The organism is Pseudonocardia sp. ICBG601 (genome assembly GCF_020496245.1).
In genome coordinates this window covers 281,438-300,534 of record NZ_JAHLJA010000148.1, presented here as the reverse complement: position 1 = coordinate 300,534, position 19,097 = coordinate 281,438, and the positions used below count along the sequence as shown (strand labels likewise).

The 19,097-nt window shown below is 73.8% G+C and carries 18 protein-coding genes, 1 tRNA gene and 1 pseudogene; 10 read left to right on the top strand and 10 right to left on the bottom strand.

Annotated features, from left to right (window positions below):
- The first annotated feature begins 27 nt into the window (after window positions 1-27).
- The 3 genes from KPL57_RS30490 (at window position 28) to KPL57_RS30475 (ending at window position 3,362) form a co-directional block, all read left to right on the top strand.
- Window positions 28-1,131, top strand: a complete 1,104-nt coding sequence (locus KPL57_RS30490; RefSeq protein WP_226354126.1) for a LacI family DNA-binding transcriptional regulator — start codon at window positions 28-30, stop codon at window positions 1,129-1,131.
- Window positions 1,125-1,967: an MOSC domain-containing protein gene (locus tag KPL57_RS30485; protein WP_226354125.1), complete on the top strand. Its 843-nt coding sequence runs from the start codon at window positions 1,125-1,127 to the stop codon at window positions 1,965-1,967. Before KPL57_RS30490 ends, KPL57_RS30485 begins: the two co-directional genes overlap by 7 nt.
- Before the next feature lie 444 nt (window positions 1,968-2,411).
- Complete coding sequence (locus tag KPL57_RS30475; RefSeq protein ID WP_226354124.1) at window positions 2,412-3,362, top strand: transglycosylase domain-containing protein; 951 nt, start codon at window positions 2,412-2,414, stop codon at window positions 3,360-3,362.
- A gap of 15 nt (window positions 3,363-3,377) precedes the next feature.
- On the opposite strand, the gene otsB is transcribed toward KPL57_RS30475, so the two are convergent.
- The 3 genes from otsB to KPL57_RS30460 are packed head-to-tail and all read right to left on the bottom strand — an operon-like array spanning window position 3,378 to window position 7,063.
- Entirely contained in the window at window positions 3,378-4,142 is a 765-nt protein-coding gene (gene otsB, locus KPL57_RS30470) for a trehalose-phosphatase (protein ID WP_226354123.1), read from the bottom strand.
- The gene (locus KPL57_RS30465) at window positions 4,139-5,557 is read right to left on the bottom strand and encodes a trehalose-6-phosphate synthase (protein WP_226354122.1); all 1,419 of its coding nucleotides are present in this window, start codon (window positions 5,555-5,557) and stop codon (window positions 4,139-4,141) included. The genes otsB and KPL57_RS30465 overlap by 4 nt, the downstream gene beginning before the upstream one ends.
- A gap of 33 nt (window positions 5,558-5,590) precedes the next feature.
- Window positions 5,591-7,063 carry a threonine/serine exporter ThrE family protein gene (locus KPL57_RS30460; RefSeq protein ID WP_226354121.1) on the bottom strand — a complete coding sequence of 491 codons (1,473 nt, stop codon included), beginning with the start codon at window positions 7,061-7,063 and terminating at the stop codon, window positions 5,591-5,593.
- A gap of 153 nt (window positions 7,064-7,216) precedes the next feature.
- On the opposite strand from KPL57_RS30460, the gene KPL57_RS30455 reads away from it, so the two are divergent.
- Window positions 7,217-7,291 (top strand) — tRNA-Thr (locus KPL57_RS30455).
- A gap of 57 nt (window positions 7,292-7,348) precedes the next feature.
- Here the strand turns inward: KPL57_RS30455 and KPL57_RS30450 are convergent.
- From KPL57_RS30450 to KPL57_RS30440, 3 genes are read right to left on the bottom strand one after another with little or no spacing between them, the layout of a single operon-like run.
- Entirely contained in the window at window positions 7,349-7,810 is a 462-nt protein-coding gene (locus KPL57_RS30450) for a nitroreductase/quinone reductase family protein (RefSeq protein ID WP_226354120.1), read from the bottom strand.
- A 48-nt stretch (window positions 7,811-7,858) separates the two neighbouring features.
- Window positions 7,859-8,854: an alcohol dehydrogenase catalytic domain-containing protein gene (locus tag KPL57_RS30445; RefSeq protein WP_226354119.1), complete on the bottom strand. Its 996-nt coding sequence runs from the start codon at window positions 8,852-8,854 to the stop codon at window positions 7,859-7,861.
- Complete coding sequence (locus KPL57_RS30440; protein ID WP_226354118.1) at window positions 8,851-9,459, bottom strand: NAD(P)-binding domain-containing protein; 609 nt, start codon at window positions 9,457-9,459, stop codon at window positions 8,851-8,853. Before KPL57_RS30440 ends, KPL57_RS30445 begins: the two co-directional genes overlap by 4 nt.
- A 144-nt stretch (window positions 9,460-9,603) precedes the next feature.
- On the opposite strand from KPL57_RS30440, the gene KPL57_RS30435 reads away from it, so the two are divergent.
- The gene (locus KPL57_RS30435) at window positions 9,604-10,215 is read left to right on the top strand and encodes a TetR/AcrR family transcriptional regulator (protein WP_226354117.1); all 612 of its coding nucleotides are present in this window, start codon (window positions 9,604-9,606) and stop codon (window positions 10,213-10,215) included.
- 124 nt (window positions 10,216-10,339) lie between these two features.
- Here KPL57_RS30435 and KPL57_RS30430 read toward each other — a convergent pair whose 3' ends face one another.
- Entirely contained in the window at window positions 10,340-10,969 is a 630-nt protein-coding gene (locus KPL57_RS30430) for a TetR/AcrR family transcriptional regulator (RefSeq protein ID WP_226354116.1), read from the bottom strand.
- A 336-nt stretch (window positions 10,970-11,305) separates the two neighbouring features.
- Here KPL57_RS30430 and KPL57_RS30425 point away from each other — a divergent pair, with 336 nt between their 5' ends.
- Window positions 11,306-12,748 (top strand): alpha/beta hydrolase, encoded by a 1,443-nt coding sequence (locus KPL57_RS30425; protein WP_226354115.1) that lies wholly within the window; start codon window positions 11,306-11,308, stop codon window positions 12,746-12,748.
- Window positions 12,749-12,794: 46 nt separating this feature from the next.
- Window positions 12,795-13,382, top strand: coding sequence for a hypothetical protein (locus KPL57_RS30420; protein WP_226354114.1), 588 nt, complete (start codon window positions 12,795-12,797; stop codon window positions 13,380-13,382).
- A 263-nt stretch (window positions 13,383-13,645) separates the two neighbouring features.
- On the opposite strand, the pseudogene KPL57_RS30415 reads toward KPL57_RS30420, so the two are convergent.
- Together KPL57_RS30415 and KPL57_RS30410 are read right to left on the bottom strand one after the other, a co-directional pair.
- Window positions 13,646-14,669, bottom strand: a pseudogene (locus KPL57_RS30415) (aldo/keto reductase).
- A gap of 467 nt (window positions 14,670-15,136) precedes the next feature.
- Window positions 15,137-16,078, bottom strand: coding sequence for a GlxA family transcriptional regulator (locus KPL57_RS30410; protein ID WP_226354113.1), 942 nt, complete (start codon window positions 16,076-16,078; stop codon window positions 15,137-15,139).
- A 121-nt stretch (window positions 16,079-16,199) separates the two neighbouring features.
- Here KPL57_RS30410 and KPL57_RS30405 point away from each other — a divergent pair, with 121 nt between their 5' ends.
- The 3 genes from KPL57_RS30405 (at window position 16,200) to KPL57_RS30395 (ending at window position 18,259) form a co-directional block, all read left to right on the top strand.
- Window positions 16,200-16,868 (top strand): DJ-1/PfpI family protein, encoded by a 669-nt coding sequence (locus KPL57_RS30405; protein ID WP_226354112.1) that lies wholly within the window; start codon window positions 16,200-16,202, stop codon window positions 16,866-16,868.
- Complete coding sequence (locus KPL57_RS30400) at window positions 16,865-17,185, top strand: hypothetical protein (RefSeq protein ID WP_226354111.1); 321 nt, start codon at window positions 16,865-16,867, stop codon at window positions 17,183-17,185. Before KPL57_RS30405 ends, KPL57_RS30400 begins: the two co-directional genes overlap by 4 nt.
- A gap of 126 nt (window positions 17,186-17,311) precedes the next feature.
- Window positions 17,312-18,259, top strand: a complete 948-nt coding sequence (locus KPL57_RS30395; RefSeq protein WP_226354110.1) for an acyl-CoA desaturase — start codon at window positions 17,312-17,314, stop codon at window positions 18,257-18,259.
- Window positions 18,260-18,283: 24 nt separating this feature from the next.
- Here the strand turns inward: KPL57_RS30395 and KPL57_RS30390 are convergent, their stop codons facing one another.
- Complete coding sequence (locus KPL57_RS30390; RefSeq protein WP_226354109.1) at window positions 18,284-19,012, bottom strand: AraC family transcriptional regulator; 729 nt, start codon at window positions 19,010-19,012, stop codon at window positions 18,284-18,286.
- Between the last annotated feature and the right edge of the window lie 85 nt (window positions 19,013-19,097).

The window sequence follows — 19,097 nt, the reverse complement described above, 5'->3', positions numbered from 1 at the left end:
CGTGACCGCGCCGCTACCGTTCGGGGAATGACCGGCCCCCAGCACCCGCGGCGTCCGGCGACGCTCGCGTCGCTGGCCGCCGAGCTCGGGGTCTCCCGGACGACCGTGTCGAACGCCTACAACCGTCCCGACCAGCTGTCCGCGCCGCTGCGCGAGCGCGTCCTGGAGGCGGCCCGGCGGCTCGGCTACCCGGGCCCGGACCCGGTCGCCCGCTCGCTGCGCACCCGGCGCGCTGGAGCGGTGGGCCTGCTGCTGACCGAGGCGCTCAGCTACGCCTTCCGCGACCCGGGCGCCACCGGCTTCCTGGAGGGGCTCGCGCTGGCCTGCGAGAAGGCGGGCACCGGCCTGCTGCTGATCCCGGTCAGCCCGGAGCACTCCGACGTCGACTCCGTCTACCAGGCCGGGGTCGACGGCTTCGTCGTCTACTCGGTCAGCGAGGACGACCCGCACTTCCGGGCCGTCCTGCAGCGACCGGTGCCGACCGTCGTCTGCGACCAGCCCACCGGGATCACCGGGGTGGACCGCGTCGGCGTCGACGACCGCGCCGGGACCCTCGCGCTCGGGCGGCACCTCGTCGAGCTCGGCCACCGCCGCGTCGGTGTGCTCTGCATGCGCCTGTCCTCGCACCGGCACGACGGCAGGGCCGACGTCGCCCGGCAGGAGGGCAGCTCCTACGCCGTGCAGCGCGAACGCCTCGCCGGGCTGCGCGCGGCGCTCGCCGAGGCGGGCGTCGAGTGGGCCGACGTCCCGGTCATCGAGCGGTTCGAGCACTCCCTCGACGCCGGCGCGGACGGCGCCGCCACCCTGCTGGACTCCCACCCCGGGATCACCGCGCTGGTGTGCACCTCCGACATCCTCGCCCTCGGCGCGCTGCGCGAGGCCCGCGACCGCGGCCTGCGGGTGCCCGAGGACCTCTCGGTCGCCGGGTTCGACGGAGTGCCCGAGGCCGAGCGCGTCGGCCTGACCACGGTCCGCCAGCCGTTCCGGGAGAAGGGCCTCGAGGCCGGGCGGCTGCTGCTCGAACGCGGCGACCGCCACGTCCCCGAGCACGTCACGCTCCCGACCGAGCTGATCGTCGGGGTGACCACCCGCGAGCTGCGCCAGTCCGGGGAGTTCTTCTCCGGATGGTGAGCCTGACCGGGCTGCGCCGCTACCCGGTCAAGTCCTGCCGGGGCGCGGACGTGGCCCGCGCCGTCGTCGAACGGGCCGGTCTCGCCGGGGACCGGCGCTGGATGCTGGTCCGCGACGACGGCGCCATGGTCACCGCGCGCACCCACCCGCGGCTCGTGCTCGTCGCGCCCACCCCCGCCGCCGACGGGCTCCGCCTGACCGGACCGGGGCTGCCGCCGCTCACCGTCCCCGTGCCCGACGGCGAGCCGGTGCCGGCCCGCGTGCACCGCTGGGACACCGCGGGCGTCCCGGCCGGCCCGGAGGCCGACGCCTGGTTCTCCGAGCTGCTCGGCGACCCGGTCCGGCTGATCCACCTCGACGACCCGGCCCGGCGCCGTCCCGACCCCGACTTCTCCCACGACGACGACCGCGTCTCCTACGCCGACGGCTACCCGCTGCTGCTCGCCTCCACGGCCTCGCTGCACGCGCTGGACGCGCTCGTCGCCGACGGCCCGAACGCGGCCGAGGCGCCGCTGCCGATGACCCGGTTCCGGCCGAACGCCGTCGTCGACGGCGCACCCGCCTGGGCCGAGGACGGCTGGCGGCGCATCCGGATCGGCGCCGCGGAGTTCCGGGTGGCCAAGGGCTGCGCCCGCTGCGTGCTCACCACCGTCGACCCGGACACGGCGGTCAAGGGCCGCGAGCCGATGGCGACCCTGGCCCGGCACCGGCGGTTCGACGGCAAGGTGTGGTTCGGGGTCAACCTGATCCCGGACGACCCGGGCGCGGAGATCGCCGTCGGCGACGAGGTCGAGGTGCTCGACGCCGTCGACCCGGCCTGCGGTCCGCCGCGCTGACCCGGACCGGCCACGGTTCCTCCCGCCCCGTCGGTATCGTCGGGTTCGGGTCGCCCGTCCGGGTGGCCGGACCGGGGCGAGGGGGAGGCTGCGCTGAACGACGAGCGCGACCCCCGTCGCCGTCCACCGCCGCCGCCCCCGGGCCCCGCCGGGCGCGGACGACCGCTGCCCCCACCCGCCCCGCGCCCCGGCGCGGGTCCGCGACGCGTCGTGCCGCCCCCGCCGTCCGGACGTCCGCCGGCGGGCGGGCGGCCACCCCGCGCCGTGCCACCCCCTCCGGCCCCGCGACCCTCCGCGCCGCCCGACCGCCCGGACGCCCTGCGCCCGGCCCCGCGCCCCGCACCGTCCGACCGCCCGGACGTGCTCCACCCGGCTCAGCGGCCACTGCCCACGCGCCGCGGCGCCCGCCGGACCGGCCCGCCGCCGCGTCGCCGAGCGGTCCCCGTGCCCCGCCCCGAGGAGACCCGCGCCCCGCGCCGCCCGATCGGGCCGCAGATCGCGGCGCTGCGGGAACGGCTGCGCCGGCTGCGGCCGCAGCGGCCGCCGGGGACCCCGCCGCCGTCGACCCGGGCCCGGCTGCGCAGGCTGCTGCGCTGGGCCCTGGTCGCCCAGGCCGTCCCGCTGGTCCTGGTGCTGCTGTTCACCCTGGTCAACCCGCCGTACACGATGTTCCGGCTGTGGAACTTCGGGCCGACCGTCGCGCAGTGGACCGACGCCGAGCACGTGTCGCGCAACTTCCTGGTCGTCGTCATGGGGCAGGAGGACCAGCAGTTCCCGGAGCGCATCCTCGCCGTCGACTACGGGATGCAGTGGGCGCGGGTGCAGGCGTACATGGACGGCACCGACGACCCGTCCGGGTCGACCATCACCCAGCAGACGTCGAAGAACCTGTTCCTGTGGGCCGGGCGCTACCCGCCGCTGGAACCGGTGCGCAAGGCGCTGGAGATCCCGCCGGCGGAGACGATGGAGCTCGTCATGTCCAAGCGCCGGATCCTGGAGATCTACGTCAACGTCGCGCAGTTCGCGCCGCGCGTCTACGGCGTCTGCGCCGCCTCCTGGTACTACTTCGGCAAGTCCAGCCGCTCGCTCAGCGTGGACGAGTCCGCCCAGCTCATCGGGCTGCTGCCGTCCCCGCTGCACGTCGAACGCGCCCCCGGCGGCGGCATGCGCTTCCTCGGCGACACCAACGGCAACGGCGTCGCCGACCCCGGCGAACGCGGCTGGATCAGCGCGAAGGGCTACTGGCACGCCCGCGAGCGCGCCCCGCGCTGGTACGCCCAGATGGGCGGGCTCGCCGCCACCGAGGGCCTCGGGATCCCCGGCAACGCCTCCGACCTGCCCGCCGCCGACGACCCGTGCCGCGAGCCACCGGCCGCGCTGGCCGACCTCGACTGAGCTGCCGCGACCCGGTCAGGATCCGCAGCGCAGCGCGGCCAGCCGCTCCAGGACCCCGGCCATCTCCTGCGGGTCGGTGACCCGGAAGCGGGCCGCGGTGTCGCCGTCGCCGACCTTGATGCCGACGTCGCCGTCGCCCAGCACCCGGAACGCGGTCTCGTCGGTGACGTCGTCCCCGGCGAACAGCACCGCGTCCGCGTGCAGGGCCGACCGCAGCGCCTCGACCGCGGAGCCCTTGGTGGTCTCGACGACGGCCAGGTCCAGCACGTCCTTGCCCGCGACGGCGTCCACGCCGTCACCGACCCACTCGGCGTCGACCCGCTCCAGCAGCGCCGCCCCGGCGGCCGGGTCCATGCCGCGCACGTGCACCGCTCCGCCCGCGGGCTTGGTCTCCAGCCGCGCCCCGGGGGTCCCGTCGACCAGGGCGCGCAGCCCGTCGAGCAGCGCGGTCCGCCGGCGCTCCTGCTCGGGCGTCAGCAGGCCGCCGCGCCCGAGCAGGGCGGCGAGCCCGTCGTCGTACTCGGCGCCGTGGCTGCCCACCAGCCCGACCGGCGGGACGAACCCGGAGACGGTCGCGAGGTCGTCGCGGCCCCGGCCGGACAGCATCACGACGGTCGTCGCGTCGTGCGCGGCGAGGCGCCGGACGGCGTCGGCCGAGGCGGGCAGCGGCCGCGACGCCGACGGGTCGTCGACCAGCGGGGCCAGTACGCCGTCGAAGTCGAGGGCGACGAGCAGCCGCCCCACCCCGGCGAGCCGCTCCAGGGCGGCGTCGGGGCTCACTGCTCGACCCGGATGCCGAGTGCCTCCAGGAACCCGGTGGCCCAGCGGTCGACGTCGTGGTCGAGGACCTGGCGGCGCAGCGTGCGCATCCGCTTGCGCCCCTCCTCGGCGTTCATGGTCAGCGCCGCGTAGAGCGCCTCCTTGACGCCGTCGGTGTCGTGCGGGTTGACCAGCAGTGCGCTGGTCAGCTCGATCGCGGCACCGGCGAACTCGGACAGCACGAGACAGCCGCCGTCGTCGGGTCGGCAGGCGACGTACTCCTTGGCGACGAGGTTCATGCCGTCGCGCAGCGGGGTCACGAGCATGACGTCGGCGGCGAGGAAGAACGCGGCGAGCTCCTCGCGCGGCAGCGACCGGTGCAGGTAGTGCACCGCCGGGTGCCCGACGCGGGCGAACTCGCCGTTGATCCGGCCGACGGCCTGCTCGATGTCGGCGCGCATCTGCTGGTAGTGCTCGACCCGCTCCCGCGACGGCGTCGCCAGCTGGATCATCACGGCGTCGTCGACGGACACCCGCTCCTCCTCGAGGAGCTCGTGGAACGCGCGGAGCCGGACGTCGATGCCCTTGGTGTAGTCGAGCCGGTCGACCCCCAGCACGATCTTCTCCGGGCTCCCGAGCTCCGTCCGGATCTCGGCGGCGCGCTTCTCGACCTCGGGGGTGCGGGCCAGCTCGTCGAGCCGGTGCGAGTCGATCGAGATCGGGAACGCGCCGAGCCGGATGCGCCGTCCGCCGTGGTGGAGCACCTCGGGGTCGCGGTCGGTGGAGGCCCCGGCGAGCTCCTGGGCGAGCCAGTGGAAGTTGCGGACGCCGCCGTCGGTGTGGAAGCCGACGAGGTCCGCGCCGAGCAGGCCCTCCATGATCCGGGTCCGCCACGGGAGCTGGCGGAACAGCTCGACCGGCGGGAACGGGATGTGCAGGAAGAAGCCGATCCGCAGGTCCGGGCGCAGCTCGCGCAGCTTCCCCGGGACGAGCTGGAGCTGGTAGTCCTGCACCCAGACCGTCGCACCCTGCGCGGCGACCTTCGCGACCTCCTCGGCGAAGCGCTGGTTCACCGCGGTGTAGGCGCGCCACCAGTGCCGGTGGAACTGCGGCGGTGCGACGACGTCGTGGTAGAGCGGCCAGAGCGTGCCGTTGGAGAAGCCCTCGTAGTAGTCGGTGACCTCCTGCGCGGTCAGCGTCACCGGGAACAGCGACAGGCCGTCCTCGGCGAAGGGCTCGACCTCGGCGTCGGGGACGCCGGGCCAGCCGACCCAGGCACCCTCCCGGGCCCGCAGGGTCGGCTCCAGCGCCGTGACCAGGCCGCCCGGGCTGCGACGCCAGGTGGTGCTGCCGTCCGGGTGCCGCTCCAGGTCCACGGGGAGCCTGTTGGCCACCACCACCAGATCCGCTGCGGTCACCGGTTCCCCTGTGGACACATGCCCTCCTCGACGCTCGCCCCGCGGCCGACCCTACTTCGGATCGGCCCCGTCGGCCGTGGCGTCCGACACCGGGGAACCGACGGCCGCGCCGCCGGTGGGCGAGTTCTCCGCTCCGCCCGGCCGGTCCTCCGGCCGGCGCCGGGGGCTGGCCACGAACTGCCCGAGGGCGACGCCCGCCGCCAGCGCGAGCCCGACGGCCAGCGCGATCGTGATCGTCACGAGCCCTTCGGAGGGGCCCTCGATCGCCAGCTGGTAGAAGCCGCGGTAGGCGGCGAGACCGGGCAGCAGCGGGGTGACGCCGGCCAGCGTGACGACCATCGGCGGGGTCTGGGTGCCCCGGCGCAGCAGGCCCGCCGCCAGGCCGACGACGAGCGCCGCGGCTCCGGTCGCGGGCACCTGCCCGAGGCCGGCGTTCTGCGTGAGCAGGCCGTAGACCAGCCAGCTCGACGCGCCGACCGCACCCGCGATCGGCAGCGACCGTAGTGGCGCGTACCCGGCGAGTGCGTAGAACGCGGCCGCCAGGGCACCGGAGACCAGCGACAGCCCGAACTGGCCCGGCCCGGACGGCAGGTCTCCGGACACCTCGATCTGAGTGCCCATCGCGAGCCCGAGCTGCAGGCCCAGCACGACGCCGGTCAGCAGCCCCGCCGACAGCAGCGAGATCTCGACCATGCGGGCGGCCGCGGTCAGGTAGTAGCCGGTCAGGGCGTCCTGCACGGTGGAGACCACGCTCAGCCCGGACAGCAGCACCGTGATGCCCGCCGCGACGACGTAGGACGCCCGGGTGCCCGGCGGGAACACCTCCAGCTGCACCAGCGCGACCGTCGAGGCGGTGACGAGGAAGCCGCCGACCACCTGCTGGAAGAACGCCGCGACCCCGCGCCGGGCCAGCATCCGGCCGATCCGGTCGATGATCGCGGTGGTGACGAACGCCGTCGTCGCCGTGAGCGGACCGCCACCGAGCAGCAGGGCGATCGACGCGGCCAGCGCGGCCCAGCCGAACGTCGCCACCCAGCGGGGGTAGGGGTGCGGGTGCCGCACGACCTCCGACACCTTCGACGACGCCGCCCGCACGTCGAGCCGGCCCGCCTCGACGTCGCGGATGATCTCCTCGGTCTCGGCCAGCCGGGACAGGTCGAGCGTGCGGTAGCGGACCAGCCGCATCGTCGTCACCGGCTGCGCGGCGTTGCCCCGGTGGCAGCACATGGTGATCGAGGTGAACGTGATGTCCACGTCGACGGCGGGCAGGCCCGCCAGGTTGGCCAGCCGCAGCATCGTCGCCGTGACCTCGTCGACCGACTCGCCGGAGGACAGCTCGATCTCACCGATCCGCATGCAGAGGTCCAGGACCTCCTGCACGCGGGCGTCGTCGGGAACCTGCGGGCCGAGCATGAGCATCGGCACCGTCGACGGACCCGGGGTGAGCAGCCGTTTCGCGTCACGCCGCAGCGCGCCGCGCAGTCGCCGTGCGAACCGGTCGGCCGTCGGCGTCTCCTCGGCCACGATCCCTCCATTCCGTCGTGCGGGTCTGGCGTCGCCCACCAGGCTAGGGGCGGGCCGCCGACCGGCGTCGGGGCGTCGGCCGACCTCACACCGTCCGACGGCCGGACGGGGTGAGCGGTTGCGACGGAGGGGCGGGTTAGGCTGGGGCTGCCCGCCGGTGTAGCTCAGTGGTAGAGCAACCGCCTTGTAAGCGGTAGGTCGTCGGTTCGATCCCGACCTCCGGCTCCATGTCCGACCTGCGGTCACCTCCGGCGGTGGATCCCTGCGGCGAGGTTCGTCGGCAGGTCAGGCCGTGACGGGTTCTAGCAGCACCAACGGCACCTCGCGGTCGCCGAAGCGGACGGCGCGCTCGCGCAGGTCGACGAAGAACGGGTACAGCTCGTCGGCGTAGGCGAGCCAGTCCGCTCGCTCGGCGCCCTCGGCGGTGCGTGCGGTCATCAGCGCCCGGCGGGCCCCGTCCTGGAGCTGCGCGGTGTGGTGGGCCATCAGGTTGTGGAACCAGCCCGGGTGCCGGGCCTGCCCACCGGCCGACGCGCCGAGGGCGTAGACACCGCCGCGCTCGATCCGCATCAGGGCGGTCTTGCGCAGCGTGCCCGACCGCGCGCCGCGGGTGGTCAGGATGACGACAGGTCCGCCCAGCATGGTCGCGCCCTCCCTGCCGTCGGTGCGCTCGTAGAGCTCGACCTGTTCGCGGGTGGCGGGGTCGGAGCTGGGGGCGTACTCGCCGTCCAGCAGGTCCGGTGTCATGTCGGGTCGTTCCTTCCGTCGGTGGGGCCCGGGCCGGACGGGCCGGGGTCAGAGAGTGATCACGGTCTTGCCGACCGTCCGGCGGCTCTCGACGAGCGTGTGCGCGGTCCGCATGGTCTCGGGGGTCAGTCCGCGAAGGGTCGTCGTGCCGATCGGGCGCAGGCGTCCGGCGGCGACGTCGTCCGCCGCGCGGGCGAGGATCCGGCTCTGGCGAGCGGCATCGCCGCCGGTGACGATCGTGCTGAACACCATCTCGCCGTGCAGCGACAGCGACCTGCCGGCGACCGCCTCCATGTCCCAACGTCCGGGCGCGTCGACGAAGGCGAGGTGCCCGAACGGGCGCAGCAGATCGACGATCGAGGCGAGCCGGCTGCCGGTGTCCGAGGTGGACAGCACGAGGTCGACGGCGCCGATCCCGGCGTCGCGCAGCTGTGCGGCGAGGTCGCCGTGGTGGTCGACGACGAGATCGGCCCCCATGGCGGTGGCCCACTCCCGTGACTCGGGCCGGGACGCCGTGCCGATCACGAACGTCGACGTCCACGCCGCGAGCAGCTGTGTGGCCATCGAACCCACACCGCCGGCGCTGCCGATGACCAGGACGTTCCCGACATCGGCGGGCGGTGCGTCGCGGTCACGGGCCAGTGCCTCCCATGCGGTGAGCACGCCGATCGGCAGGGAGGCGGCGTCGGCGAACGTGAGCTCGTCGGCGATCGGGGCGACGACCCGGTGGTCGACCGCGACGCGTTCGGCCCAGCTCCCGTCGCGGGTGATGTCGCCGGTGCCCATGACCCGGTCCCCGATCGCGAATCCGGTGGCCGCGGGCCCGGTCGCGACGACGACGCCGGCGAACTCCCACCCGAGGACGACGCGGCCGCCCGGCGGCGCACTGCGGGTCCGCCGGATCGCCGCCTCACCGGGGTTGATGCCGATCGCCCGCACCTCGACCAGCAGGTCACCGGCGCGCAACCGCGGTTCGGCGACGTCGACCAGGTCGATGGCGAACGCGTCGAGCGGGTGCGCCCGTTCGTAGGCGAGTGCCTTCACCGCGCTCCTCCGGACGAGTCCTGCCGCAGGGCGTGCAGGGCCGAGAGCGGGCCGCCGACCTGCATCAGCCGCCCGCCGTCGCGCAGCGTTCCGGCGTCGACCGGCGCGAACCCCATGCGGTCGGCGACGTCGTGGAACGAGGCCTTGGCCGCGGCGTCGTCGCCGGCGTAGAACAGCAGCTGCCGTCCCTCCGGGTGTCGGGGGTCGGCGGCGATGTAGCGGGCGTAGAGGGTGTTGAACGCCTTGACCACGCGTGCGCCGGGGGCCAGCGTCGCGACGAGCTCGCTCGGCGTCACCGCATCGGGATCGACGCCCGCCGCCTCCGTCATCCGGTTCGTCGTGTCCACCAGGATGCGGCCGTCCCAGGGCGGGAGCCCGGCCAGTGCGTCGCCGACCCGCGGCCACGGCACGGTCAGGAACACCATGTCCGCCCGCGCGGCCTCGTCGACCGGCGCCGCCCCTGCCGACGGCCCCAGCCGCGCCACGACATCGCGCAGCGAGCCGGGGCCGCGGCTGTTGCTCAGGGTCACGGCGTGTCCCGCCGCCACCAGATGACCGGCGACGGCCTGCGCGACCGTTCCGGCGCCGATGGTTCCGAACCGCATGACGACCTCCTTTTGATGATGACTCACATCAATAAGTACACGACCGGAGGCGAGCGACGTCAAGTCGGGCGGGCCGTTTTGATGGTGGTCATCATCGACTGCGGACTAGACTCCGCCCGGGTTCTCGCCTGGGAGGTGGTCGACGTGCCCCGCGTCACACGGGAGCAGAAGCAGCGCAACCGCGAGCGGATCCTGGCCGCAGCGGGTGCAGGATTCCGGCTGCGCGGCATCGACGGCACGGGCATCGAAGGGCTGATGAAGTCGGCGGGCATGACCCACGGCGGCTTCTACAACCACTTCGCGTCCAAGAGCGACCTCGCCGTCGAGGTCCTGCACCAGGGGTTCGTCGACTCGCTGGCGGCGCTCGACGCCATCCGCGCGGCGCACGCCGGCTCGGCGCGCGCAGCCCTGCACGGCATGGTCGACCAGTACATCGACGCCGAGCACCGCGACCACCCCGAGACCGGATGCCCCTCGGCCGCGCTCGTCTCCGACGCCGGGCGGCACGACACCGCCGCGCAGGCCGAGTACCGCCGCGGCCTGGACGGCTACTTCGAGGCCATCGCGGAGATGGTGATCGAGTGCGGCCGCGAGTCCGGTACCGAGATCGCCCCGGTCGAGGCCAGGGAGCAGGCGGTGGCGCTGTTCAGTCAGATGGTCGGCGCGCTCCTGCTCTCCCGCGCGGTCGCCGACGTCGCCCCCGACCTGTCGGACGAGGTCCTCGCGACCAACCGGAACCGCCTCACGGGCCGGTGAGCATGCGGCGCCGCCGGACGAGTATGGGCGGCGGAGTCGGATGATCGTGAGCTGAAAGTGGACGACGGGCGTCGCGGCCCCCTGATGACGTGGCGCTACGGCGATGTCGGTGGCGCCGGCGTGCTCAGGGCCCCGATCGCTCCACCGGTGCCTCCCGGCGAGGCGGGTAGGCGTCCCTTATGCGGTGCAGGGTGTTCGTCACGACGGCGCGGACATCCGCCTCCTGCAGTGGGGCCGAGGACAGGGCCGAACCGAGCGAGAAGCCTTCGTCCAGGGTCAGCAACAGGAGCGCTTCGCGGCGCAGCGCCTCGTCGTCGATCATCCGGTCGGCGAGCGCCTCGCGCAGGAGCGCCCGGATCGCCTCCGCGGCCGCGAGCGAGGTCGTGTCGGCCTCGGCTGCGAACTCCGGGTCCGTGCGCGCCATCATGCGGTACTCGACGAGCGCGATGTTCTCCTTGCGTTCCTGCTCGCTGGTGGGTGCGAGGAAGACGATCAGCTCGGCGACCCGGCTCGCAGGGTCCCCGGGGAGGCCCGGGTTGCGGTGCTGCGCACGTTGCACGAGGACGTGCAACGTGAACGACATGACCTCCCGCAGGTTGTCGCCGAAGTAGTGCCGGATGCTCCCGATGGCCAGACCGGAGCGTGCGGAGATCCGCGCGAGGGTCACCGAGCGAAGTCCGTGTGCGGCGATCTCGTCGATCACGGCGTCCGCGACCTGCGCTCGCCGGATCTCCGGGTCCACGCGTTTGGGCATGGCTCCAAAATATCGTCCCCGTTATGGCATGAGCATGCTATTTTCTTAGCATGCTCATGCTAGAAACGGTGTCGTCCAGTGACGAGGGCCCACCTCTGACCGTCCTCGCCGAGCCCACAGCGATCCGCGTCCACCGTTTCCCGACCCGGTCGAACGCGCACCGCCGTCGCTGACCCCGCGACCCGACCCAGGAGAGACATGTCCTCGTATCGCCGACGCCCGTACCGATCGGGACGGGCCGCTTTCCGTCTCGCCGCGGCCATCGCCGTCATCCCCGTCGTCCTGCTGGCGGCCTGCACGTCGACGACCCCGGCGGCGCCTGGTGGTCAGGCGGACTTGGCCGCCTATCTGACGCAGGAACTCGACTGGGGCGGCTGCACGGACACTGCGACGAACGCCGCGGACGCCGAGCTGTTCGCGAACCCCGCACTGGAGTGCGCGTCGGTCGAGGTTCCGCTCGACTACGGCGCCCCGGAGGGCGAGAGGGCTCGTATCGCGCTCACGCGTCTCCCCGCCCGGGGAGAGGCCGAGGGGTCACTGCTGATCAATCCGGGCGGCCCCGGCGGGTCCGGCACCAGCTTCGTGGCGTCCTTCCTGCCCCAGTGGCAGAACGGTCCCGTCGCAGAGCGCTTCGACATCGTCGGCTTCGACCCGCGCGGGATCGGAGCGTCGACCCCTGCACTCGACTGCTACACCGACGAGGAGTACGACGCCGGAGATGTTCCCCGGTTCGGCGCCGTCTACGACATCACCAGCGCCGAGCAGGCGGTGGACCACGCGCAGCGCTGCATCGACGGCTCCGGAGGCGTCGAGAACCTCGTCAACGCCGGATCGGCGAACGTCGTGCGTGACATGGACATCCTGCGGGAGGTCCTCGGCGACGAGCGGCTGACCTACCTCGGCTACAGCTACGGCTCCGAGATCGGCGCCATGTACCTCGCCGCACACCCCGACAAGGTCCGTGCCGTCGTGCTCGACAGCGCCGTCGGCCCCGACTGGACACCGAGCGAGCTCCGCCTCGCCCAGTTCACCGCCTCCCAGTCACGGTTCGACGAGGTCGCCGCGCTCTGCGCCCGGTCACCAGACTGTGTCCTCGGCCCCGATCCCGCAGCGGCGAACGAGCGTCTGCACGAGATCGTCGCGCCGCTCGTCGAGACACCGGCGCCCACCGCCGACGGCAGGGACGTGAGCGTCTGGGACGTCTACCTCGGCATCACGGCGGGCCTGGCGGCGGAGGCCCACTGGCCCACGCTGATCTCCGCCCTGACCGAGCTCGACGCGGGGCGGGCCGAGGAGATCCGCGCCCTGCGCGACGGCTTCTACAGCCGCACCGCCGACGGCGTCTACACCACCGACATCGACACGAACATCGCCGTGCGCTGCATGGACTGGCCCCGCCTGACACCGGAGGAACAGACCGCGCACGCGCGCGAGGTCGCGAACGTCGCGCCCATGTTCGACATCGACCTGCTGACGGCGGGGACCCACCACAGCGAGTGCGAGGCGTGGCCCGCACCGCCGACACGCGACGAACCGTGGCTGCCCGCCGATCTCGAAGGCCTGCCCGAGACGCTCGTCGTGGGGATCACCGGTGATCCCGCGACGCCCTACGAGGGCAGCGTCTCCATGGCACGAACCCTCGACGCGAGCCTGCTCACCGTCGACGGCAAGCAGCACGGCGCCTACCTCCTCGGTGGCAGCACGTGCGTCGACGATGCGGTCGACGCCTACCTCCTCGACCTCGAGACCCCGCCGGCCGATGCCCGATGCAGCCTCTGACCGGACGGCCGAGGACCGCTCCCACTGACAGGACGAGGTGACGACCATGCTCCGACCCGTGCGACTCCACCAGGCACTGAGCCGCACCGTCCACACGATCACGCTGCCGGACCCCGACGGGCCGGCCGTCTGGGCCGTCGAGACCCGCACCACCGAGGACCACCGCGCCCGGCTCTACCGGGACGGGCAGCGCACCAGCACGGCCGAGATGCCCGCCACCTTCACCGTCCCCGGAGGGAGGATCGAGGTCGACGCCGGGTTGTACGGCGTCACCCGGGTCCATCTCGTCACCCCCGACGGACGGGAACGCAGACTGGCCCCGGCTCCGGGGACCCTGGAGCACCGGCGCGCAGTCCTGACCCGGGACCACCCGCGTCTGAGCAGGGGGATCGCCGCCACCGCCGTGATGATCCTGCTGGTCAACCTCGTCCTCGCCGCACCCGTATGGCTCGAGATGGTCACCTCGATCCCGGAGGTGGCGGACCGGTTCGGGACGTTCACCTCACCGGTGCTCCTACCCGGCTGGCTGCTCGGGACCCTCACGGTCGCCGGTGTCGTCGCCGCCATGGAACGAGCAGTCACCTGGCGGCACAACCGCATCGTCGACGCCGAGACCATCTGGACCTCGCTCTGACCCGCCCCGCCCGGGGCGCGGACCGGCTGCGGTGGGCCGCGGTGCTCGTCACGGGGGCTCGCACACGTGCGCGAGGGGGCACGTGTGCGAGCCGGCGTCGTGCGGACGGCGCGAGGCGCACCGGCAGCGGGGCCACCGCCGCCATGACGAGCACCGGCTCGCCACGGTGCCGGGTGCCGGCCATCGGTCCCTCCCGGGCCGTGAGCCGGTCCGGGGGGATCGGGGGAGTCACGGTCCCGGCGAGGGGCCGGGGTCGAGCGCGGTCACCGGCGGCGGCGTAGCCCCGCATCGAGCAGGGCGGGCGGTGTGTCGTTCTTCTCGCCGGAGGCCAGGTCGAGACCGGGGGCCACGATGTCGTCGATCGTGTCCAGCACGTGGGCGGGCAGTACGGTGTCGGCCGCGGCGAGCTGGCTGGTCAGGTGTTCGACGGTGCGCGGTCCGATCAGCGCCGCGGTGACCGCAGGGTGAGCGGTGACGAACCCGAGCGCCAGCTGGATCAAGCTCAGTCCTGCCTGCTCGGCGACCGGGACGAGTTTCTCGACGGCGTCGAGGCGGGCCCGGTTGTGCGGCAGCGAGACGTCGAAACGGGCTGTCATGAGCTGCGAGCGGTGAGTGGTGATCTCGTGGCCCTCCCGGACCGCGCCGGACAGCCAGCCCGACGACAGTGGACTCCAGACCGTGACGCCCATGCCGTACTGCTCGACGACCGGGAGGACGTCCCGCTCGATACCGCGCTGCAGGATCGAGTAGCTGGGCTCCTCGACGGTGTAGCGACCGAGGCGGTGCTCGCGAGCTGCCCACTGTGCCTCGACGATGCGGTGGGCGGGGAAGGTCGAGGATCCGAAGTAGCGGATCTTGCCCGCGCGCTGCAGGTCGGTCAGCGCGGACAGCGTCTCCTCGTCGCCGGTGGCCGGGTCCCAGCGGTGCACCTTGAACACGTCGACGTGGTCGACGCCGAGTCGGCGCAGGCTGTCCTCCAGCGCGGTGGTCAGCCATCGGCGCGACGCACCCTGCCGCAGGCCGCTCCGGTCCATCGGGAGCCCGGCCTTCGTGGCGAGTACGACATCGTCACGCCGCCCGGCCAGCGCCCTGCCCAGCATCTCCTCGGCCTGTCCGCCCGAGTAGAAGTCGGCGGTGTCGACCAGGTTCACCCCCCGCGTCCAGCGCCGTGCCGACGATGGCATCGACGTCGTCCTGGGTGGTCCGGCCCAGGTGGCCGAAGTTCATCGTCCCCAGTGCCAACGCACTGACCGACAGGCCGGTTCTTCCGAGTGTGCGGTACTGCATGGTTCGTCCTCTTCATGCCGCGCGGGCGGCGGTCTCGGTGGTGGGAGCTCCACGGCGGGCCCGATATGGAACCTTGTTCCGGATAATACGGAACAAGATTCCGTTTGTGCAAGCCGGTGCGGCGGGGTGGTCCGTGACGCCCTCCCCGGGGGCGACGACGTCCGAGCTGTGCGGCGTGGGTCCTCCGCCACCGTGAGGTGCGAGCGCGCTGCTCGCCGACGACGCCCTCGGCACAGGGCCCGGCCGGTCCGGATGCGGGTCGCCCGGGCTCGAACCACGTCCCCGTGGAACCGGGACGAGCAGGACCGGGTGGACCCGGACGACGCCGTCGACCGCACCTCGCGGCACGCCCACCGGGACCGGGACCGGGACCGGCGGATCTCCCGGATCAGGGTCCCCACCCTCAGGACGTCCTCGGCCCGGGCCGCACCGGGCCGGGCCGTCGACCCCTCCGGCGACCCGCCGGCTCAGGCTCGGCCGAACGTCCGGCGGTAGGCGCCCGGGTTGGCCCCGACGGTCTGGACGAACCGGGCGCGGAAGTTGCTCGGCGACGGGAACCCGACCTGCGCGGCGATCCGGTCGACGGTGTGGTCGGTGAGCTCCAGGAGCTCCTGCGCGTGCCGGACGCGGACGCCGGTGAGCCACTGGATCGGGCTCTGCCCCGTCTCGGCGTGGAACCGCCGTGTCAGGGTGCGGTTGCTCGTTCCGGCCGCGGCCGCGATGTCGGCCAGGGTGAGCGGCCGGTGTGCGTGCTCCTCGATCCAGGCCAGGGTCGCCTCCAGCGTCGCGGTCCGGTGCGTCGGGCGGTTGCGCAGGACGAACTGGCCCTGGCCGCCGCTGCGCTGCAGGGGCGCGACGGCCAGCCGGGCCGCGTCGGCCGCCACCGCGACACCGTGGTCGCGCTCGACGATGTGCAGGCACAGGTCGAGCCCCGCCGACGCGCCCGCAGACGTCAGGACCTGACCGTTGTCGGTGAACAGCATGTCGGCGTCGACGTGGACGGCAGGGTGGCGGCGCGCGAGCTCCTCGGCGGCGAGCCAGTGTGTGGTCGCCCGCAGCCCGTCGAGCAGCCCCGCCTCGGCGAGGGTGAACGCCCCGACGCAGATCGACGCCAGCCGGGTTCCCGCGGCCGCGGCCGCACGCAGCGCCTCGACGACCGCGGGCGGCGTCGGCGCGGAGGTGTCGTTGCGGCCGGGGACCACGACGAGGTCCGCCCGGCGCACCTCGTCGAGCCCGGCGCCGACGCCGATGCGCAGCGGTCCCGCGCCGACCTCCGGCTCCGGCCCGGCGACGACGACCCGGTAGCCCGGTCGTCCGTCCGGCAGCCGCACGCGCCCGAGCGTCTCGACCGGTGTGGCCAGATCGAACGCGATCACGTCCTCCAGTGCCAGCACCACGACCGTGTACACGCACCGAAGCTAGCCCGCCGTCGTGTGGCCGGATACAGGTGCTGGATGTCCGGATGGACGGTGGCCGCGTCCGTCGCCGGCGCGCACGATGGCGACGGACGCTCCAGCGAGAGGACCCGCCGTGCCCCACCCCCGTGTGCAGTTCGTGCTCTTCGACGGCTTCGACCCACTCGACGTCATCGCCCCGTACGAGGTCCTGACCGCCGGGAGCGACGTCCTCGGCGGCGCGCTCGACATCGGGCTCGTGTCCGCCGAGGGCCCCCGGGACGTCGTCTCCGGGATCACCGGCGTCACGCTCGCCGCCACCGCGGCGCTGGACCCGACCGCGCCCGGCTACGTCGTGGTGCCCGGGGCCGCGGGCCCGGTCGACGGCGACCCGGACGAGATCGACACCATCCCCGTGCTGCTGTCCCGGTTCGCGGCCGGGCCCGCGGCCCCGCTGCTGCGCGCCTGCCTGGACCACACCGCCGTCACCGTCGCGACGGTCTGCGGCGGGTCGCTCGCGCTGGCCATGGCCGGACTCCTGGAGGGCCGGACGGCGACCACGCACGTCCTCGGTGTGGACCTGCTGGAGGCGGCCGGCGTCACCGCCGTGCGTGCCCGCGTCGTCGACGACGGCGACCTGGTCACCGCGGGCGGTGTCACCTCCGGCCTCGACCTCGGGCTCCACCTGCTCGAACGCGACTTCGGCCCGCGGATCGCGCACGCCGTCGAGGAGCTGTTCGAGTACGAGCGCCGGGGGACCGCCTGGCGGGACACCGGCCTCGTCGCGGCGGAGGGGGCCGCGTGAGCACCGGCGTCGCCGGGACCTGGCACCTGCGGATGAGGACGCCGATCGGCACCATCGACGCCGACTACCGGTTCACCGAGACCGACGGTGGCCTGACCGGCACCGCCGTCGGCGCGGGCGAGACGACGACGCTGGACGACGTCGTCCGCACCCCGACGCCCGAGGGGGAGCGCCTCACCTGGAGACAGCGGGTCACCCGGCCGATGCGGCTGAACCTCGAGTACGACGTGGTCGTCTCCGGTGACACGCTCGTCGGCCACTCCCGGGCGGGACGCCTGCCCCGCACCGCCGTCTCCGGTGAGCGGACGTGCGACTGACGGCGTGCGTCGTTCCGCTCCCGGGGGTACGCGATCGAGCGAACGGCCCAGTCCAGGAGATACCCCCGTCGACACAGGGGGGCCAGCCGCACTGTGCCGGCGCCCGTCACGCGGTGTGGTGGAGCCATGACAACACTCGACGCGGCCCCGGCTCCCACGAAGGGCGGTCCCGCACCCCTCCTCGACGGGAAGCGGCCGCCGGGGGAGATGGTCCTGGTGGGGCTGTTCGTCGTCCTGCCGACCGTGGCGCTGCTCGCGGCCGTCCCCCTCGCGTGGGGCGCGGGCTTCCTGGGCTGGACCGACGTCGTGCTGGCCGTCGTCTTCTACTACGTGAGCTGCCTCGGCGTCACCGTCGGGTTCCACCGGTACTTCACCCACGGCTCGTTCAAGGCGAAGCGCCCGCTGCGGATCGCGCTGGCGATCGCGGGCAGCCTGTCGCTGCAGGGCAGCGTGCTCGACTGGGTCGGTGACCACCGCCGGCACCACGCGTTCTCCGACAAGGAGGGCGACCCGCACTCGCCGTGGCTCTACGGCACCGGCCCGATGGCCCTGGTCAAGGGCTTCTGGCACGCGCACCTGGGCTGGATCTTCAACCGCGACCTCACGAACATGAAGCGGTTCGCCCCCGACCTGCTGGACGACCGCGACATCGCGCGCGTCGACAAGGCGTTCCCGCTGATCGTCGTCGCGAGCCTGCTCGGCCCGGCGCTGCTCGGCGGTCTGATCACGATGTCCTGGTGGGGTGCGCTGACCGCGCTGTTCTGGGCGGGCTTCGTCCGCGTCGCGGTGCTGCACCACGTCACCTGGTCGATCAACTCGATCTGCCACATCTGGGGCGAGCGACCCTTCGCGGCGCGCGACCGGTCCGCCAACGTCTGGTGGCTGGCCCTGCTGTCCTGCGGCGAGTCCTGGCACAACCTGCATCACGCCGACCCGACCTGTGCCCGGCACGGCGTGAAGAAGGGGCAGATCGACATCTCCGCCGTGGTCATCCGCGGTTTCGAGAAGGCGGGCTGGGCGACGAACGTCCGCTGGCCCACCACCCGTCGCCTGGAGCGCCTCGCGGCGAAGTGACCCGCGGTGGGTGCGGGGACCGGCTCAGCGCCGGTTCCCGCCCACGCGTCTGCGGTACACGGCGGGTGTCTCCCCGCGGATCCCGTGGAACACCTCGATGAAGGCGCTCGTCGTCGCGTAGCCGACCCCGGCGGCGACGGCGTCCACCGACCGCCCGGCGGCCAGCAGGTCGACGGCGTGGTCGACCCGCGCCCGTGTCCGCCAGCGTCCCAGTGACAGCCCGGTCTCGGACGCGAAGATCCGGTTGAGGGTCCGTGGGCTCGTCCGGACGTGGGCGGCCCACTCCTCGACCGACCGCCGGTCCGCGGGGTTCCGACGGATCGCGTCGGCGACGGTCCGGGCGCGCCGGTCGAGGGGGAGCTGCAGGGCGCAGCCCCGCTCCTCCGCCACGAGCAGGAGCCGCCCCAGCAGGGTGCGGCCCGCGACCCTGTCGGCGGCCGGCCGGTCGGTGTGCAGCCAGAGCAGGAGCTCCCCGGCCAGGGGGTCGGCCCCGAGTACCCGTGGTTCCCTCCACCGGTCTCCGGCCGGGCGCAGGACGGGATCGAGCAGGGCGCACACCAGGTCGCCGCCGGCGGACACGGTGGCCGCGTGGACGGTCCCGGCCGGGATCCAGGCCAGGTGCCCGGCGTGCAGCGAGGGGCGTCCCGCACCGGTGCCGAGTTCGACCCGGCCCCGGCGGGCCCACATGAGCTCGTCGGCGTCGTGGCGGAGTGCCGCGAAGTGCAGCGGCTCGCGCTGGGTGTCGCGCGTCACATGGATGCCCTGGAGTGGCCGACCCGGCCCGACGGTCGGCGGACGCTCCTGCGGCAGCGATGCTCGATACGGCGTTCCGGCCACG

Excerpts from the sequence above, each read along its gene's own strand:
- KPL57_RS30490 (WP_226354126.1), top strand. The coding sequence starts at position 28 with ATGACCGGCCCCCAGCACCCGCGGCGTCCGGCGACGCTCGCGTCGCTG.
- KPL57_RS30485 (WP_226354125.1), top strand. The coding sequence starts at position 1,125 with ATGGTGAGCCTGACCGGGCTGCGCCGCTACCCGGTCAAGTCCTGCCGG.
- KPL57_RS30450 (WP_226354120.1), bottom strand. The coding sequence starts at position 7,810 with ATGACACCGGACCTGCTGGACGGCGAGTACGCCCCCAGCTCCGACCCC.
- KPL57_RS30440 (WP_226354118.1), bottom strand. The coding sequence starts at position 9,459 with ATGCGGTTCGGAACCATCGGCGCCGGAACGGTCGCGCAGGCCGTCGCC.
- KPL57_RS30430 (WP_226354116.1), bottom strand. The coding sequence starts at position 10,969 with ATGCCCAAACGCGTGGACCCGGAGATCCGGCGAGCGCAGGTCGCGGAC.
- KPL57_RS30420 (WP_226354114.1), top strand. The coding sequence starts at position 12,795 with ATGCTCCGACCCGTGCGACTCCACCAGGCACTGAGCCGCACCGTCCAC.
- KPL57_RS30395 (WP_226354110.1), top strand. The coding sequence starts at position 17,312 with ATGACAACACTCGACGCGGCCCCGGCTCCCACGAAGGGCGGTCCCGCA.